The 15426-nt window shown below is 70.7% G+C and carries 19 protein-coding genes; 11 read left to right on the top strand and 8 right to left on the bottom strand.

Annotation, left to right across the window (positions count from 1 at the left end):
- The first annotated feature begins 36 nt into the window (after nt 1-36).
- Nucleotides 37-714, top strand: coding sequence for a PAQR family membrane homeostasis protein TrhA (gene trhA, locus ACLJOK_RS16500; protein ID WP_410819717.1), 678 nt, complete (start codon nt 37-39; stop codon nt 712-714).
- 183 nt (nt 715-897) lie between these two features.
- On the opposite strand, the gene ACLJOK_RS16495 is transcribed toward trhA, so the two are convergent.
- On the bottom strand, nt 898-1185 hold the full coding sequence (locus tag ACLJOK_RS16495; protein ID WP_410819716.1) for a DUF6458 family protein: 288 nt from the start codon (nt 1183-1185) through the stop codon (nt 898-900).
- A gap of 112 nt (nt 1186-1297) precedes the next feature.
- On the opposite strand from ACLJOK_RS16495, the gene ACLJOK_RS16490 reads away from it, so the two are divergent.
- Nucleotides 1298-1837: a SixA phosphatase family protein gene (locus tag ACLJOK_RS16490; RefSeq protein WP_410819715.1), complete on the top strand. Its 540-nt coding sequence runs from the start codon at nt 1298-1300 to the stop codon at nt 1835-1837.
- A 49-nt stretch (nt 1838-1886) separates the two neighbouring features.
- Here the strand turns inward: ACLJOK_RS16490 and ACLJOK_RS16485 are convergent, their stop codons facing one another.
- The 4 genes from ACLJOK_RS16485 to ACLJOK_RS16470 all read right to left on the bottom strand — a co-directional run bounded on the left by ACLJOK_RS16485 (nt 1887) and on the right by ACLJOK_RS16470 (nt 6216).
- Complete coding sequence (locus ACLJOK_RS16485) at nt 1887-2156, bottom strand: DUF6458 family protein (RefSeq protein ID WP_030487564.1); 270 nt, start codon at nt 2154-2156, stop codon at nt 1887-1889.
- Between the two features lie 212 nt (nt 2157-2368).
- Nucleotides 2369-4225 (bottom strand): acyl-CoA dehydrogenase, encoded by a 1857-nt coding sequence (locus ACLJOK_RS16480; RefSeq protein WP_410819714.1) that lies wholly within the window; start codon nt 4223-4225, stop codon nt 2369-2371.
- Nucleotides 4226-4354: 129 nt separating this feature from the next.
- Nucleotides 4355-5479, bottom strand: a complete 1125-nt coding sequence (locus tag ACLJOK_RS16475) for a PP2C family protein-serine/threonine phosphatase (protein WP_410821513.1) — start codon at nt 5477-5479, stop codon at nt 4355-4357.
- 104 nt (nt 5480-5583) lie between these two features.
- Nucleotides 5584-6216 (bottom strand): septal ring lytic transglycosylase RlpA family protein, encoded by a 633-nt coding sequence (locus tag ACLJOK_RS16470; protein WP_410819713.1) that lies wholly within the window; start codon nt 6214-6216, stop codon nt 5584-5586.
- 187 nt (nt 6217-6403) lie between these two features.
- Between ACLJOK_RS16470 and ACLJOK_RS16465 the strand changes: the two genes are divergently transcribed.
- Genes ACLJOK_RS16465 through ACLJOK_RS16455 form a run of 3 tightly spaced genes read left to right on the top strand, consistent with a single transcriptional unit; the run spans nt 6404 to nt 8524 of the window.
- Nucleotides 6404-6955 (top strand): phosphoribosyltransferase family protein, encoded by a 552-nt coding sequence (locus ACLJOK_RS16465; protein WP_410819712.1) that lies wholly within the window; start codon nt 6404-6406, stop codon nt 6953-6955.
- A 33-nt stretch (nt 6956-6988) separates the two neighbouring features.
- Entirely contained in the window at nt 6989-8035 is a 1047-nt protein-coding gene (locus tag ACLJOK_RS16460; RefSeq protein WP_410819711.1) for a questin oxidase family protein, read from the top strand.
- Nucleotides 8036-8092: 57 nt separating this feature from the next.
- Nucleotides 8093-8524 (top strand): ASCH domain-containing protein, encoded by a 432-nt coding sequence (locus ACLJOK_RS16455; RefSeq protein ID WP_238669729.1) that lies wholly within the window; start codon nt 8093-8095, stop codon nt 8522-8524.
- A 25-nt stretch (nt 8525-8549) separates the two neighbouring features.
- On the opposite strand, the gene ACLJOK_RS16450 is transcribed toward ACLJOK_RS16455, so the two are convergent.
- Nucleotides 8550-9431 carry an LLM class flavin-dependent oxidoreductase gene (locus tag ACLJOK_RS16450; RefSeq protein WP_112680933.1) on the bottom strand — a complete coding sequence of 294 codons (882 nt, stop codon included), beginning with the start codon at nt 9429-9431 and terminating at the stop codon, nt 8550-8552.
- 133 nt (nt 9432-9564) lie between these two features.
- On the bottom strand, nt 9565-10002 hold the full coding sequence (locus tag ACLJOK_RS16445; RefSeq protein ID WP_410819710.1) for a peptidoglycan-binding domain-containing protein: 438 nt from the start codon (nt 10000-10002) through the stop codon (nt 9565-9567).
- Between the two features lie 307 nt (nt 10003-10309).
- Between ACLJOK_RS16445 and ACLJOK_RS16440 the strand changes: the two genes are divergently transcribed.
- The 4 genes from ACLJOK_RS16440 (at nt 10310) to ACLJOK_RS16425 (ending at nt 12749) form a co-directional block, all read left to right on the top strand.
- Complete coding sequence (locus tag ACLJOK_RS16440; RefSeq protein ID WP_410819709.1) at nt 10310-10804, top strand: GNAT family N-acetyltransferase; 495 nt, start codon at nt 10310-10312, stop codon at nt 10802-10804.
- Nucleotides 10805-10924: 120 nt separating this feature from the next.
- Nucleotides 10925-11293, top strand: a complete 369-nt coding sequence (locus ACLJOK_RS16435; RefSeq protein WP_410819708.1) for a hypothetical protein — start codon at nt 10925-10927, stop codon at nt 11291-11293.
- Nucleotides 11294-11369: 76 nt separating this feature from the next.
- Nucleotides 11370-12074: a dihydrofolate reductase family protein gene (locus ACLJOK_RS16430; RefSeq protein WP_410819707.1), complete on the top strand. Its 705-nt coding sequence runs from the start codon at nt 11370-11372 to the stop codon at nt 12072-12074.
- Nucleotides 12075-12104: 30 nt separating this feature from the next.
- A complete protein-coding gene (locus tag ACLJOK_RS16425; RefSeq protein WP_410819706.1) occupies nt 12105-12749 on the top strand; it encodes a dihydrofolate reductase family protein in 645 nt (214 codons plus the stop codon).
- A gap of 52 nt (nt 12750-12801) precedes the next feature.
- Here ACLJOK_RS16425 and ACLJOK_RS16420 read toward each other — a convergent pair whose 3' ends face one another.
- Nucleotides 12802-13146: a VOC family protein gene (locus ACLJOK_RS16420; protein ID WP_410819705.1), complete on the bottom strand. Its 345-nt coding sequence runs from the start codon at nt 13144-13146 to the stop codon at nt 12802-12804.
- Nucleotides 13147-13508: 362 nt separating this feature from the next.
- Here ACLJOK_RS16420 and ACLJOK_RS16415 point away from each other — a divergent pair, with 362 nt between their 5' ends.
- Both ACLJOK_RS16415 and ACLJOK_RS16410 read left to right on the top strand, forming a co-directional pair.
- Nucleotides 13509-14012, top strand: a complete 504-nt coding sequence (locus ACLJOK_RS16415; RefSeq protein ID WP_410819704.1) for a SigE family RNA polymerase sigma factor — start codon at nt 13509-13511, stop codon at nt 14010-14012.
- Nucleotides 14009-15391, top strand: a complete 1383-nt coding sequence (locus ACLJOK_RS16410; RefSeq protein WP_410819703.1) for a TolB family protein — start codon at nt 14009-14011, stop codon at nt 15389-15391. The genes ACLJOK_RS16415 and ACLJOK_RS16410 overlap by 4 nt, the downstream gene beginning before the upstream one ends.
- The last annotated feature ends 35 nt before the right edge of the window (nt 15392-15426 follow it).

Genomic DNA, 15426 nt, shown 5'->3' with positions numbered 1-15426 from the left:
ACTTGCAAGTAACCTACGGTGCCGTAACCTGACTGGGTGACCACCTCCGCCCCGCTTCGCCTGAAGCCGGTCGACATCGGTAAGCCCCGGATGCGCGGCTGGCTGCACACGTACGCCTTCTTCGTCGCCCTGGTCTGCGGCATCGTGCTCTGCTCGATCGCCGCCACCCGGCCGGGGTGGGCACCCCTGGTGAGCTGCCTCATCTACAGCCTGACGGTCTGCGGGCTCTTCGGCACGAGCGCGCTGTACCACCGTCGTGTGTGGTCAGAGCGCGGCTACCAGGTGATGCGCCGGATGGACCATTCGATGATCTTCGTGTTCATCGCCGGCACGTACACACCGCTCTGCGCGATGCTGCTCGCGCCCCGGCCGGCCACCGTCATGCTGGCCCTGGTCTGGGGCGGCGCGCTGGCCGGCGTGGCCGTCAAGGTGGTCTGGCCGCACGCACCGCGCTGGGTGTCCGCGCCGCTCTACCTGGCGCTGGGCTGGGTGGCGGTGGCCATGCTGCCGGAGATCCTGCACGGGGGCGGCGTCGCCGCACTGGTGCTGCTGATCGTCGGTGGTGCGATCTACAGCATCGGCGCGGTCTTCTACGCGTTGCGCCGGCCCAATCCGTGGCCGACCGTCTTCGGCCACCACGAGTTCTTCCACGCCTGCACGCTGCTGGCGGCGCTGTGTCACCACATCGCGATCTACTTCGCGCTGTTCTCCTGACCCAAAACGGCCGGGACGCAGGCGCGCCCAAACGATCATGGGCCGATCGCCGCCGCCCGGAGTCCACGCACGGACCGGGCACACGCACGAACCGGAAACAGCGGGCCGGGCACACACGAGCTGGGCCGAGACGCGAGCCGGGGCCCCGCTACGCTGCGGGACCCCGGAGTGTGTGGGCGAGGATCAGACCGGTCGGCCCGGCCGACGCACCTCGCGGTACTCCCGCATGACCTGGTCGTCCTGGACCGGCACGACCCGGTCGGCCACCACGCGCTCCTCGCGTACCGGGGCGGCGACCACCGCGCGGCGGCGGCTGCTCCAGAAGTAGAGGGTGGTGACCAGGCCGGCGACGCCGGCGAGCATCAGCACCCAGCCGACCACGGCCAGGTCCAGCCAGCCCAGGTCGGCCTCCACTGCGAACGCGAAGATCGCACCTAATGCGATCAAGAAGATGCTGCCACCAATGCCCATGTCTCGCTCCTCGGCTCTAACCTGGCGTACGTCGCGCCGCGGCCGTCGGTAGGGGTGCGGCATCCATCGACTTACCCAGGCACGGAGATCGCCAATCGGGCAAGCTGGGGGCATGACGGACGCCGACCCCGACACACGGACACTTGTGTTGCTGCGGCACGCGAAGGCCGAGCAGGGCAGCGACGCGGCGGACGACGCCGAGCGGCCGCTCAGCGCACGCGGAAACGCCGACGCGGCCTCGGCTGGGGCCTGGTTGGCGCACCATGGGCTGCTGCCCGACGTGGTGATCTGCTCGACGGCCCGACGCACCCGGCAGACCTGGCACGGGGTGGCGATGGGGATGACCGGTTCGCCGCCGGAGGGTGGCCCGACCGGTCCTCGCCCGACGGTCCGTTATGAGCCGGGTGCGTACGACGCGCACCCCGAGGAGTTGTTGTCGCTGGTCCGCACGGTGGACCCGGCAGCCCGCACAGCGCTACTCATTGCCCACAATCCCGGGATCTCGTTGCTCTCCGCGCTCCTCGATCCCGAGGGGGTGGACGATGAGGGTTTGCGCACCGCCGAGCTGGCGGTGCACCGCTGCCCGTCCGGTTGGGCGGAGTTGAGCAGGGCGGGAGCGCCGCTCACGGCTCGGCACACAGCACGCGACTGAGCCACCCGCCGATCCGACGGGTGGCTCAGGGGTACGCGTTGTGCGGGGATCAGGACGGCGGCGCGGTTGGTGGCGGCGGGTCCGGCGGTGGCGGCATCATCGCCGTCGGATGAGACAGCCGGTTCTCCTCCACGATGAGGGTTCGAGCCCGCTTGCGCCGGTCCTGCCAGAACCAGACAGTGGTCAGCAGTACGGCCAGCCCGGCCAGGATGAACACCCAGCCGACCGCGCGTACGTCGATCCACCAGACGTTGGCTCTCAGCGCGAAGGTCAGAATCGCGCCGATCGCGATGAGAAAAATGCCGCTTCCTACACCCATGTGCGCTGCACTCCCCCGTGCGGTGGCTCTGGGCGTTCCCTTTCGAGGTCACGCGAGGGTTACCCGCCACGCCTGCGGCATACCCGACCGGGCTCGGCCAATACGTGCCGCCGCCAGGCGGGGACGGCGACGGCCGGTGGGGCTTCTGCCCCGCCGGCCGTCGCGGTGCCGGGTGGTGCGACCCAGCACACGTCAAACCTGTCGTGGCCTGCTCAGAAGGCCTCCTCCGGGAGGTCCATGATGTCGAGGTCGGCACCCTCGATGATCCGCCGGTCGGCGCCGATGCGGGGCAGCACCTCGCGGGCGAAGAAGCGGGCAGCGGCCACCTTGCCGGTGTAGAACGCCTTGTCGCTGGCGGAGACCTCGCCGGCCAGCGCCTTCAGCGCCACGTCGGCCTGCCGCTGGAGCAGCCAGCCGACCACCAGGTCGCCGATCGCCAGCAGGAACCGCCGGCTGCTCAGCCCGACCTTGTAGAGCGCGCGGGTGTCGCCGCCCTGCGCCTCGCCCAGCCAGCCGGTCAGCACGCCGAGGATGTTCTGGATCTCGGCCAGCGCCTTGCCGAGCGCCTGCCGCTCCTCCTTGAGCTGGCCGTTGCCCGCCTCGGAGGAGATGAACTCCTGGATTTCGCCGGAGACCGCGAGCAGCGCCTTGCCGTTGTCCCGAACGATCTTGCGGAAGATCAGGTCGAGGCTCTGGATGGCGGTGGTGCCCTCGTACAGGGTGTCAATCTTGGCGTCGCGGACGTACTGCTCCAGCGGGTAGTCCTGGAGGAACCCGGAGCCGCCAAAGGTCTGCAGGGCCTCGTGCCCGAGCATCTCGTACGCCCGCTCCGAACCGACGCCCTTGACCAGCGGCAGCAGCAGGTCGTTGACCCGCTTGGCCAGCTTGGTGGCCAACTCGTCGCCGGCAGCCTCGGCCAGCGCGACCTTGTCCTGCCAGGTGGCGGTGTAGAGCACCAGAGCGCGAAGACCCTCGGCGTACGACTTCTGCAGCAGCAGCGAGCGGCGCACGTCCGGGTGGTGGGTGATGGTGACCCGGGGGGCGGTCTTGTCCGCCTGCTGGATCAGGTCGGCGCCCTGCACCCGGTTCTTCGCGTACTCGAGGGCGTTGAGGTAGCCGGTGGAGAGGGTGGCGATGGCCTTGGTGCCGACCATCATCCGGGCGTACTCGATGATCATGAACATCTGCCGGATGCCGTCGTGCTTGTCGCCCAGCAGCCAACCCTTTGCGGGTACGCCGTGCTCGCCGAAGGTCACCTCGCAGGTGTTGGAGACCTTCAGGCCCATCTTGTGCTCGACGTTGGTGGCGTAGACGCCGTTGCGCTCGCCCAGCTCGCCGGTGGTCTCGTCGAAGTGGAACTTCGGCACCACGAAGAGGGACAGGCCCTTGGTGCCGGGGCCACCGACACCCTCCACGCCGACCGGACGGGCCAGCACGTAGTGGACGATGTTGTCGCTCAGGTCGTGCTCACCCGAGGTGATGAAGCGCTTCACGCCCTCGATGTGCCAGGTGCCGTCGGGCTGCTGGACCGCCCGGGTGCGTCCCGCGCCCACGTCCGAGCCGGCATCCGGCTCGGTGAGCACCATGGTGGAGCCCCACTGCTTGTCGATGAAGAGCTTGGCCCACTTCTTCTGCCGCTCGTTGCCCTCGACGTGCAGCACGTGCGCGAAGGACGGGCCGGAGGCGTACATCCAGACCGGCGCGTTCGAGCCGAGCACCAGCTCGGCGAGCGCCCACCAGAGGGCGCGCGGCGCGTTGGTGCCGCCCAGCGCAGGCGGCAGGTCCAGGCGCCAGAACTCGGAGTCCATGAATGCCTGGTAGGACTTCTTGAACGACTCCGGCAGCGGCGCGGTGTGCGTCGCCGGGTCGAAGACCGGCGGATTGCGGTCACTGTCCGTGTAGCTGGCGGCCAGATCCTCACGGGCGAGGCGGTCGACCTCAGCGAGGAAGCTGCGGGCGGTGTCGGTGTCGAGATCCGAGTACGGCTCCTGGCCGAACGCCCGGTCCGCCCCGAAGACCTCGAACAGGTTGAACTCGAGATCCCGGAGGTTGCTCTTGTAGTGGGTCATGCTCGCTGGCCCCGCTTCCGGACAGGTGTTACCGATCAGTAACCCCGACTGTATTACTCGCGGGTAGGCAGCGACAAGCGGATCACCCAAGTGACGGCGATTACACACCTACGGGCGCGGTCGACCGGCTCAGCTCTCGGCGGCGCCGACCTCCCAGCTCGGGACGGCCACGGCCGCGCCGGTACGGGCACCGACGTACTCCATCAGGACCAGCGCGATGTCGTCGTCGAGCCGACCGTGCACCCACTCGACCAGGGCGGTCTCCAGCGACGCCAGCCCGTCGGCGACAGTGCCATGGCCGAGCAGTCGCCAGGCCCGGTCGGCGGTGGGGAAGAACTCGCCGTCCCGCCGCGCCTCGCCGAGGCCGTCGGTGAACAGCAGCAGCCGGTCCCCGGGCTCCAGACGTTCGACCCGGGGGCGGACCACCGGCATGAACCCGAGCGGAGGCGCCGGGGCCGGCGGTTCCAGCGGGATCACCGCACCCCGACGTAGCAGCAGCGGAGGCGGATGCCCACAGTTGACGATCGTGAGGGTGCCGCCACGCTCCTCGACCAGAGCCGCAGTGACGAAGTCCTCGTCGCCGACGTTGCGGGCCACCGCGCGGTCCAGGTCGGCGACGACGGCCCGCAGGTCGGCCCGCTCGTACGCCACGTGCCGGTAGGAACCGAGGACGATGCTGGCCAGCCGGACCGCGTCCAGGCCCTTGCCCCGCACGTCACCGATGATCATGCGGACGCCGTAGGGGGTGTCGATCGCCTCGTACAGGTCTCCGCCGATCTCGGCCGTCGCTGTGGAGGAGATGTAGCGTCCAGCGACCGAAAGCGTGCCGACCTGCGGGCCGAGCGGGCGCAACACCGCCTGCTGGGCCACCGAGGCGAGCTTGGTCAGCTCGACGATCCGCTCGGCCTGTCGCTGGCGAACCCACGCCACTGCCACTGCCAACCCGGTGACGACCGCGACCGCGACAACGTTGACCGAGGTGCCCAACGAAACCTTCGGCGCGGCCAGCGCGAAGCCGGCGCCGATCAGCGTCGCCGCGACGCCCACACCCAGGACCACCAGCCAGGACGCCAGGGCGGCGGCGAGAATCGGCGCGGCCGCCAGGAGCGCGACGTAGTGCACCTTACGGCCGTCCGCCGCCTCCACCGCCGACACGATCGCGAGCAGAACGAGGGCCGCGCCGAGGCCGGCGCGGGATCCGGGGCTCAGCGGGCGACGGCCCGACTGAAGGAGTCGCGTGGGTACGAGGGACAGTTTGCCTGATCCACGTGAACCGGTGAATGAACCTGACCCGTCGTCCGAGGAGGTTCTGTCCGGCCGGCCCACTCGGCTGGCCGAATCGGCGGCGCCGGCCCCGCTCAGCCGAGGACCTCGTAGCGGACGGTGAGCGCGCCCACGTCGACCGAGGCGATGCTGGCGAAGGCGGCCCGGGAGAGGTCCAGGCAGCGGCCGTCGATGAACGGGCCGCGGTCGTTGATCCGCACCGTCACCGACTTGCCGTTGGCCGGGTTGATCACCCGGACCTTTGTGTTGAACGGCAGTGTCTTGTGCGCGGCGGTCAGCGCGTCGGGGTTGAACGACTCGCCGTTGGCGGTGAGCTGCCCGTCGGAATAGAACGAGGCGCCGCACGAACCGCTCTCCAGCACCTTCGCCGCGGCCGTTGTCTTCTTGACGGTCGGCTTCGGCTTCGGCGACGCGGTGCGCTCCTTGCCCCGGGAGGCGGCCTGCTGCGACCGGGTCGCCGACGGGCTGGGGGCCACGCTGGGCGAGGCGCTGACGCTCGGGGTGACGGCCGGGGAGCTGGGGGTGAGGCTGCTCGCGGCGGTGGTCGGGGTGAGGTCGAGAGCTACCTGCCCCGGCTGGTCGGAGCCGGAGGCCAGCTGTACGGCACCGACAGTGCCGCCGACGGCGAGGGCGACGCCGACCGCCGCGGTGGCGACGATGCCCGCCGGGGAGGAGAAGATGCGGGTACGGGAGTGCTTGCCTGCCACCGGCCCGGTCCTTTCGTCGTCTGAACAAACCGGGTCGGACCGTAACGAGAGAAGCACTTCCGAAGTCAACGTGATCATGGTGGTATGCCCGTAATTGCACAGGTACGTGTAGCCGATCATCCGACCCCGGGTCGGCCGGGTGGCCCGGGTGCCGCCACGCCCACAGCCCGTGCCGCAGGATGGGCGGATGCCCGCCGATCTGACCGAACGCCTGGCCGCCCTGTTCCAGTGGATCGACCCCGGCCCGGACACCAGCCATCTGGTCAGCGACATCTCCGGTTGGTGGCGGGACCCGGCGGTGCTGGCCGAGCTGGGGCCGGCCCTGGTGGCGCCGTACCGGGCCGCCCGGCCCACAGTGGTGCTCGCGCCAGCCGTCACCGGGCTGCTGCTCGGGCCGCTGGCCGCCACCGCCCTCGGGGTCGGCTTCGTGGCCGCCCACAAACCCGGTGACGGGCGACTACCGGCCGGGCCGCTCACCTGGGCCCAGAGCCCACCGGACTACCGGGGCCGACGGGTCGACCTCGCCGTACGGGACCGACACCTCGGCCCCCACGACCGGGTGCTGGTGGTGGACGACTGGGTGCGCACCGGCGCGCAACTACGCGCCCTCTACGACATCTGCACCGCGCGGGGCGCCGAGGTGCTGGGCACCGCCGTGGTGGCCGTGGACTGCCCGCCCGACGTCGCGGCCGACCTACGGATCACTGGCCTGATCGACGCCGCGGATCTCCCCGCTTGACCTGAAGCGAGGTTCAGCACCGACGATCGGCGGATGAGTGACGGAGTTCTCGACGAGGCGTACCAGCGGCTGCACCGCACCGGCCCCGAATATCAGGGCTGGCTGTCCAACCACGGGCCGATGGCCGTCGAGGCGTTGGTCCGTCACGGGCACCCACATCGGGTGCACCGCTGGCTCGACGACTACCTCGGCCGCCTCGACGAGTTGCCCCGAGGGCTGCACCCGATCGACGACTGGCGATCGGCGCTGGGCGATCCGAAGCGCGCCGGCGACTGGCTGGCCTACTTCGACCGGCAACTGCGCGAAAACCCGTGGCGTGCGGTGCTCGGCACCTGGTGGCCCCGGCTGCTGCCGGGCATCGCCGCCGGCGCCACACACGGTGTGATCCGGGTCGGGCACGCCGTACGCGCGCTCGACCGGGACGACGAGAACCGGCAGCGCCTCACCGAGTTGGGCCAGGCCCTCGGCTACTGGGCGGCCCGCTGGCAGCCGATCCCCGGCACCGACCGACTGCTCACCGGCGAGACGGCAGGGCCGGGCAGCGACGACATCGACGTGGCGGCCGCGCTGGACGGGCTGCCCCGGATCGACGACCAGACCGGCGGAGTCCGGGATCGGCTGAACCAACTGCCGGGCGTACCCCGATGGGAGCCGGCACTCGCGACGCTGCGCCCCGTGCGGAGCCCGGCCGGCGCGGAGCGCGGGCTCACCGCGCTGGTGCACCGGGCCGGCCTGGACTACCTGCGCTTCGGGCACGCCGCGCCGGTCATGCTGGTGCACGCGGTCACCGCGCCGACCGCCGTGCTGCGTACCCTGCCGGCACTGGACCGGGCTCTGTGGGCGCCGAGCTTCGCCGCGGCCTGGGCCGCGGCGGCGGCCATGACCTCCGTGTACGCCCCAGCCGACGGCATCGCGCCACCGACAGTGACCCCCGCCACGCCGGCGGAGGTCTTCGCCCGCGCGGCCCGGCACGGCGACGAGCACGTGGTCAAGCTCGCCGACGCGATCCTCGACGCGTACGCGACAAGTGCCGACGAGCGGCTCCTCACCGCACCCGGCTACGCCGGCCAGCTGATCTGAGCGCGGCGACGGCTATTGCGGCGGCGGCTCGGGCAGTGCTGGCCTAGCCTCGGCAGGATGTGGCCTCGGATCGGTGAACTGCGCGCCCTCGCCCTCGGCACCCCCGGCGAGTTGCGGGCAACCCTCAACACCCTGGTGCTGGCCGGTGTGAAGACCGCGACGGCCGGCCGGCTCGCCGAGTACGCGGAAGAAGGCGAGGAGTTGGAGCACGTCGGCGAACGCCTGGCCCTGGTCGACGACGACAACGCACTGGCCGGCGTCGTGGAGATCACCGGAGTCGAGGTGGTCCGCTTCGCCGACGTGCCCTGGGACTTCGCCCACGCCGAGGGCGAGGGCGACCGCTCGATCGAAGAGTGGCGGGCCGGGCACTCGACCTACTGGGCGCGGCTCGGCACACCTGTCGACGGCGACACCCCGATCGTCTGCCTGCGCTTCCGCCTGGTTTCCGGCGGCGAGGGCGGGGTGGCCAGCGGCGACCTCGGCACCTGACCCCGGCCGGGTCGGTGCGTCGGCCTCAGCCGCGTAGTTGTGGCAGCAACCGCGTCGCCACGTCCACCAGGATGGCCTCGTCACCGGCGTACCAACTGCTGGCGCGCGGCCAGTGCGTCACCACGTCGGTGAAGCCCAACTCGGCGGCCCGGCCGACCTGATCGGCGAAGAACTGTGCGCTGCTGAGCGAGAAGACCGGCGCCGCGTCCAGCGAGAGGTAGCGGTCCAGGCTGGCCGGGTCGCGGCCGGCCTCGTCAAGGGTTCGGTCCATCCGCGCGGACAGCGCCGACACACTCGCCCACCAGCCCGCCAGGTCGTCGTCGTCACCGGTGCCGGTGGTCACCCACCCCTGCCCGAAGCGGGCCACCAACCGCATCGACCGTGGCCCGTTGGCGGCCACCACGAACGGCACCCGGGGCTGCTGCACGCAGCCGGGATTGTTGCGCGCATCCACGGCGGCGAACCAGTCGCCACGCCAGGTGGTGCCGTCCTCCCGCAGGATCAGGTCCAACAACTCGGTGAACTCGGCGAACCTGTCGACCCGCTGACGCGGCGGCAACGTCTCCCCGCCCAGCACCGCCGAGTCGAAGCCGATGCCGCCCGCGCCCAGGCCGAGCAGCAGCCGGCCGGCGGAGACGTCGTCCACTGTGGTGATCTGCCGGGCGAAGGCGGCCGGATGCCGGAAGTTCGGGGACGCCACGAGGGTGCCCAGCCGAATCCGCGAGGTCACAGTGGCGGCGGCGGTCAGCGTGGCCATCGAGTCGAACCACGGGCCGTCGACCAGGTCACGCCAGCCCAAGTGGTCGTACGTCCAGGCGTGGTCGAAACCCCACTCGTCGACCTGCCGCCAGCGACGCTGCGACTCCGCCCACCGCTGGTCCGGCAGGATCACGATGCCAATCCGCATGATCGCCAGCCTAGCCGGGGACACCACCGGAGCCAGGTTCTCGCTATCGTTCCGCTGTGGACCTCACGGCGGCCTGCCGGAGGGCGACCTGCGGCTTGCCCGCCGGCCACCCTCCGACCCGAGCGACTACGGTTTACGGCACCTGCAGGCAGGGCACGCCACCATTTGAACGCTGGTGAAAGATCGCCGAACGGGTATACGGGCCATACACGCCGTCGGCGGGAATGGATTCCGCAGCCTGAACGGCTCGTAGTGCCTTTTCGGTAGTTGGGCCAAAGTTGCTATCGCCGGTGAGCGGATAGACGCCTTTACTACGGAGAACCCATTCGTAGCAGACGTTCATTGTGACCTGCAGCTGGAAGACGGCAGAGTTCACATTGCCCCGGCGCAGCGTGCAATTGACGCTGCTTCCGTACGCAGGCACGTCGGCCCCGTTGTAGGAAATCCACTTGTTGCAGGTCGTTGCCATGGTTCCTACTTCACCCACCGGAGCAGCCATTACAGGCGTCGTGGTGGCTGCGGCGGCGATGGTCGCCAGCGTAAAAATTGTCAGGACGCGACGCGGCAACATATTTCCTCCTGTGCCGCAGCATTTGGCTAGCCCCGTGCCACGCCTAAACGCCGTCGGCTTGGACCGACGATACTGCACCCAACCAGATAGATCAATGTTGTTGCTTTAGGAAAATGCTTACCCCTGCCGCCCATAAATCGCCGCCCTTGTGGACCGAAGGGTCGATCGCCGAGACGGCAGGCTAAATCCCTCAAATCGCCAATGAACCGCGACTCAGCCCACCGTTGGACCCGCCAGGATCACGATGCCAATCCGCATGATCGCTATGCCTGGCCGGGCCGGGCACCCGCGTCCTAGCATCACGCTCATGCAGGAGATCGGGGCAGCCGTACGACCGGCGAGTCTTTCTGACGTGCCGGCGCTGGTCGAGTTACGCATGGCGAACGCCGAAGCGCACCTCGCCCTCGACCCCGACGCCTACCGCCTGCCGCAGCGCGAGGCGGTCATCGAGCACTTCACCGCCGTCCTCAGCGACGCGACCGCCCGGAACGCGGTTCTTGTCGCGGAGCAGGGCGGGCAGGTGGTCGGGATGGTCGAGGTGCTGCGCCTGCCCGAACCGCCCGCACACCAGATCCTTCGCCCCGAGCCGTCGGCGCAGATCCACACTGTGGTGCTCGGCGAGGCCCGGGGCCGTGGGGTCGGCTCCGCACTGCTCGACGCGGCAAACCGGTGGGCGGCCGAACACGGGCTCTCCTACCTGTCGGCGGGTGTCCACCACCGGAACGCGAGCGCGGTGCGCTTCTACCGCCGCCACGGCTACGGACCGTCCGGCACCTCGTGGGTCAGGCGACCCGCCGGTTGAGGCCGGCGATCGCCGACCGGAAGTCCTAGATCTACCGCTGCGACCAGCCCGTACCCTCCGGGGATGCCCGCCGAAGCACCTGCAGCCCGCGTATCCCCGGATCGGACGCGTCGGATCCGCATGATCCGCACTGTGGCGTTGCTGGTCGGGGTGGTCGTTCCGTCCCTCATTCTTCGCGAGCTGATCGAGGCCTGGTTCGGCCGCGGGCCGCTCGCCGACCTCAGCGCTGTCGCGGTGCCGATGGCGGCGACCGCGTGGCTGGCGCCGTACGCCTCCTACCGGCGACGCGACGCCCTGCTCTGGCTGGTCGGCCCGGGCATCTACGTCTTCACGGTGATCGCCTGGCGGGTGGCCCTCGCGCCCTACCGGGACTGGAGCCCTCGCCCGGAGGAGAGGCCCCGGATGCGCTGGTCGCGCGACCCGGAACACGCCGGGACGTGGCTCCTGATCGAGCCGACGGGTGACACGGGTCACACTTCTTCCCGGTAGGGGCATCGCGTTCGGCTCCGACCTTTCGGTGAGCGGCACCCAGGCGGGGTGTCGCCCGAGGAGAGGACCAGGCGCGATGACGAAGGTGACCGCACAGCTCTCGGTGTCAGTGGACGGCTTCTACGCCGGCCCCCAGTTCGACGGAAACGGCAACTGGATGGACTCGGCGGAGAGCGCCAAGTTCTTCCGGGTCACCCGGTGGGCGACCGAGGCCGCTGCCTGGCGCGAACGGCAGGGCTTCGCCGGCGGAGAGCAGGACACCGACTCAGAGGTGATCGCCGAGTCGTTCGGTGCGGCCGGCGCGTACGTGATGGGGCGCCGGATGGCGGACGGGGGTGAGATCCCCTGGGGTGAGGAGCCGCCGTTTCGCGCACCGGTCTTCGTCGTCACCCACCGCCCCCGCCAGCGGCTGCTGCGCGGAGGGGGCACCAGCTTCACCTACGTCACCGATGGCGTGGCCAGCGCCGTGGAGCAGGCACGCTCCGTGGCCGGTGGCAAGGATGTCGCGGTGGCCGGGGGCGGCAGCCTGGTGCGGCAGGTGCTCAAGGCCGGCCTGCTCGACGAGTTGGAGCTGCACGTCGTACCGGTCGTACTCGGAACCGGCCTGCGGCTCTTCGACGCGGACCTCGACCTGGGCGACCGGGAGGGGGTCGAGCTGACGCCGACCCGCGTCCTTGCCACCCCGCAGGTGACCCACATCCGGTACGCGGTGCGCGGCCGCGCCCCGCTCTTGCTCGACGACCGGGGCCGCGGAGGCGGCCCGACGGTGACCGCGAACTGAATCGGCCCCATAAACCTGAGAGGAGATGCGATGCCACAACTACTGCGGGTGCAGTGCTTCAACGTTTCGCGCGACGGGTTCGGGACCGGCGAGGGGCAGAGCCTGGAACGGCCCTTCGGTCACGCGGACCCCACCCCGCTGTTCTCGTGGCGTGCCGCCACCGCCAGCTTCGTGTACCGCACCGAGCCGGGCGGCACCCGTGGCCTGGACGACTACCTGACCCGCGACGCCGAGTGCAACATCGGCGCGGAGATCATGGGTCGCAACAAGTTCGGACCCCAGCGTGGCCCCTGGAAGGACCACGAGTGGCAGGGATGGTGGGGGGACAACCCGCCGTTCCACACGCCGGTCTTCGTGCTCACCCACCACGTGCGCCCGTCGTTCAGCGTGTCCGACACCACGTTCCACTTCCGCGATGTCAGCCCGGCCGAGGCACTGGTCGAGGCGAAGCAGGCAGCCGGCGGTCGGGACGTACGCCTTGGTGGTGGGGTGGCGACGATCCGTGAGTTCATCGAGGCCGACCTGGTCGACACGATGCACATCGCCGTGGCGCCCGTCGACCTCCACCGGGGGGAGCGGTTGTGGGACAGCCCCGACGAGCTGCTCGACCGCTTCCACCTTGAGTCGGTGCCCAGCCCCAGCGGGGTCACCCATCTCCTGTTCTGGAGACGATGACAGCACGCCGACCGCTCACCCCGGGGCTCGTCGACCGGCTCCGCGGGGAGACCTAGGGCAGGCGTGACAGCACCAGCAACCGGTTGCCGTCGGGGTCGGTGACCCGCGCGGAGCGTTCACCCCAGGGCTGGTCGACAGGCTCCTCGGTGACTGTCGCTCCACCCGTGCGCAGCGCGCCAACTGCCGCGTCGCAGTCGTCGGCGTAGACGCACAACTCCCAGCGATGCGTGTCGGCCGGCTCGCCAGCCTCCGGGTTGGCGGCCAGGCCGAGCTCGCTGCTGCCCAGCCGGAGAGCGACGAACTCCGGGGCGCCCTCGTCCGGGAACCGGTAGGTCAGCTCGAAGCCGACCACGTCCCGGTAGAACGCGATCAGTCGTGGCAGGTCAGGTGTCGTCACGATCGGAAACGCTTCGGTGAACACGGACCACCTCCAAGCCGGACCCTAGCCGGTGTCGAGGCCCGGCAGGAACCACCACTGTCGATCCCCGGGGTGGTATCGGTGGCATTGTGTGCGGGTGGCGATCTCGAACGGGACCAGCTGGGTGACCACACCGCTGCTGGGCATCTCCGATCGCGGCATGTTCCCGCACCTGATCATCGAGGTGGGGTTACTTCCAATCCGCGAACTCGCCGCCACCAGGAGTTCCGGGCCGCCACCTGACGGCCGTCGGGTCCGGCACGGCGTCATCCGACCGAACCTGTGGCCCGGCCTCAACCATTCCCGGGACGGGTGGCGTTCTACCTGGCGAGGGGGTATGGATGACCGACACGTTCCACGAGTTCGTGGTGCACCGCACGCCGGCATTGTCCCGGACGGCCTACCTGCTCACCGGCGACCACCAACTCGCCGAGGATCTGTTGCAGAGCGCCCTGGCCCGGACGTACCGGCACTGGCGGCGGATTGGCGACGGCGACCCCGAGGCGTACGTGCGGCGGGTGATGTACCACCAGCAGGTCTCCTGGTGGCGGCGTCGCCGGCTGACCGAGCGCCTGGAGGCACAACCCACCGACCGGCCCGGTGACGATCACTCCGAGGCGACCGCGCTGCGGCTGAGCCTGGTGAACGCGCTGCGCGGGCTCACCCCTCGTCAGCGCGCCGTGATCGTGCTGCGGTTCTACGAGGACCTGACCGAGGCCCAGGCCGCCGCGGTGCTCGGTTGCTCGGTCGGCACCGTCAAGCGACACGGCCACGACGCCATCCGCCGGCTGCGCGCGACCGCCCTCGACCTGATCGACCCGACGGTGGAGAGGAGCCAGCAGTGACAGCGCGACTCCGCGAGACGCTGCACGCCGCCGCGGCCGACGTGCCCGCCTACCCGGTCTACGAACGAGCGCTCGCCACGGCCCGCCGCTCCCGCCGCCGGGCCGTCCTCGCCGCTGTCGTGGTGCTCGTGCTCGTCGCGCTGACCGGGGCTGTGCTCCCGCTGACGCGTACACCTGCCGTGGATCCGGCGGCCGGCGCGGACGCCGCGCTGCCCGACCGGATCGCGCTGCCACCGCTCGGGGCGCTGCACGCCACCGACCGACCCCGACTCGGACCGGCTTCGGTCATCTTCAGCGGTCAGGCGTCACGCCTCCAGGGCTGGGATGAGGACGGGATCGTCGGCGTGGTCGGCGCCGACTCCGACCGATACCGGATCTTCTCGATGGGGTACGAGGCACCCGTCGGCGAGCAGGTTCTCCTCTCCCCGGACGGCCGCTACGTGGCCCGGCCCGCCGGCCCGGAGAGCGACCCACGGGTCGACGTCATCGACCTCGTCGCCGGCCGTACCCGGCAGCTGCGCAGCAAGGTCGCCGACAGCGTGGGGGCGACCCCCAGGGCCTGGTCCCCGGACGGCAGGCAACTGGTGGTCGACGACAGCGTGCCGACCGACCCGGTGCGCAGCGGCTACCGGCAGGTGCTGAGCATCGTCACGCTCGACGGCGAACGCTGGACCCAGTTGGCGGATGCTGCCCAGCAGCCGATCTCCGGCTCGCCCGTCGCCTTCGCCCCCGGCGGTGAGCGGGTCGCGTACCAGATCGGTCGGACCGTGGCTGTCGCCCACCCGGACGGCCGCGCCGTCTCCTCCTTCGAGCTGCCCGCCGAGAGCTGGCTGGCCGGCAAGGGGGCCTGGACGACCGACGGGGCGTTGACGCTGATCAGCCGGAAGGCCGGCACCACCGACTGGAGCCTGCGCCGGGTCGACAGCGCCACCGGCCGGGACACCACACCACTGCCCCTGCCCGGTGTCACAGGCGTGACCGCCATCCGACTGCTCGGCTGGGGCCCGGACGGGTCGGCGCTGGTGGTCGCCTACCAGCCCGAACCCCTCAGCACGGACCGGTTCGACCAGCCGCTGGAGCTGGACCAACGCACCGCCTACCCCAATGTGCGCAGCGTACGGGTGCTGGCGCTGGCGCCCGACGCCACGGCGCCACGAACCCTGATGACCGCCCCGGAGCAGGTCCTCGCCGTCGACGTCGCCGACAGCGTGCTCAGCGCCGGCCGCACCCGCGAGGCGAACCCGCCCGGCGGGGTGGGTGGTCGATTCTGGGGCTGGGGGATTCTGATCACCCTTGTGATCGCCGGCATCGCCGTCTACCGCAGTCGCAACGGGCTGGCGCTCTGGCTCGACGACCGGCGCGTCAAGCGGGCGCGCTGACCCATCCCGACGACGGGCCGCAGTCGGTAACGCCG

Origin of the sequence: Micromonospora sp. 050-3, assembly GCF_046549335.1 — a bacterium.
GTDB lineage: Bacteria > Actinomycetota > Actinomycetes > Mycobacteriales > Micromonosporaceae > Micromonospora > Micromonospora trifolii.
This window is presented reverse-complemented; position numbering and strand designations above follow the sequence as displayed.

Excerpts from the sequence above, each read along its gene's own strand:
- ACLJOK_RS16495 (WP_410819716.1), bottom strand. The coding sequence starts at position 1,185 with ATGGGCATTGGTGGCAGCATCTTCTTGATCGCATTAGGTGCGATCTTC.
- ACLJOK_RS16490 (WP_410819715.1), top strand. The coding sequence starts at position 1,298 with ATGACGGACGCCGACCCCGACACACGGACACTTGTGTTGCTGCGGCAC.
- ACLJOK_RS16485 (WP_030487564.1), bottom strand. The coding sequence starts at position 2,156 with ATGGGTGTAGGAAGCGGCATTTTTCTCATCGCGATCGGCGCGATTCTG.
- ACLJOK_RS16480 (WP_410819714.1), bottom strand. The coding sequence starts at position 4,225 with ATGACCCACTACAAGAGCAACCTCCGGGATCTCGAGTTCAACCTGTTC.
- ACLJOK_RS16465 (WP_410819712.1), top strand. The coding sequence starts at position 6,404 with ATGCCCGCCGATCTGACCGAACGCCTGGCCGCCCTGTTCCAGTGGATC.
- ACLJOK_RS16460 (WP_410819711.1), top strand. The coding sequence starts at position 6,989 with ATGAGTGACGGAGTTCTCGACGAGGCGTACCAGCGGCTGCACCGCACC.
- ACLJOK_RS16455 (WP_238669729.1), top strand. The coding sequence starts at position 8,093 with ATGTGGCCTCGGATCGGTGAACTGCGCGCCCTCGCCCTCGGCACCCCC.
- ACLJOK_RS16450 (WP_112680933.1), bottom strand. The coding sequence starts at position 9,431 with ATGCGGATTGGCATCGTGATCCTGCCGGACCAGCGGTGGGCGGAGTCG.
- ACLJOK_RS16445 (WP_410819710.1), bottom strand. The coding sequence starts at position 10,002 with ATGTTGCCGCGTCGCGTCCTGACAATTTTTACGCTGGCGACCATCGCC.
- ACLJOK_RS16440 (WP_410819709.1), top strand. The coding sequence starts at position 10,310 with ATGCAGGAGATCGGGGCAGCCGTACGACCGGCGAGTCTTTCTGACGTG.
- ACLJOK_RS16435 (WP_410819708.1), top strand. The coding sequence starts at position 10,925 with ATGATCCGCACTGTGGCGTTGCTGGTCGGGGTGGTCGTTCCGTCCCTC.
- ACLJOK_RS16430 (WP_410819707.1), top strand. The coding sequence starts at position 11,370 with ATGACGAAGGTGACCGCACAGCTCTCGGTGTCAGTGGACGGCTTCTAC.
- ACLJOK_RS16425 (WP_410819706.1), top strand. The coding sequence starts at position 12,105 with ATGCCACAACTACTGCGGGTGCAGTGCTTCAACGTTTCGCGCGACGGG.
- ACLJOK_RS16415 (WP_410819704.1), top strand. The coding sequence starts at position 13,509 with ATGACCGACACGTTCCACGAGTTCGTGGTGCACCGCACGCCGGCATTG.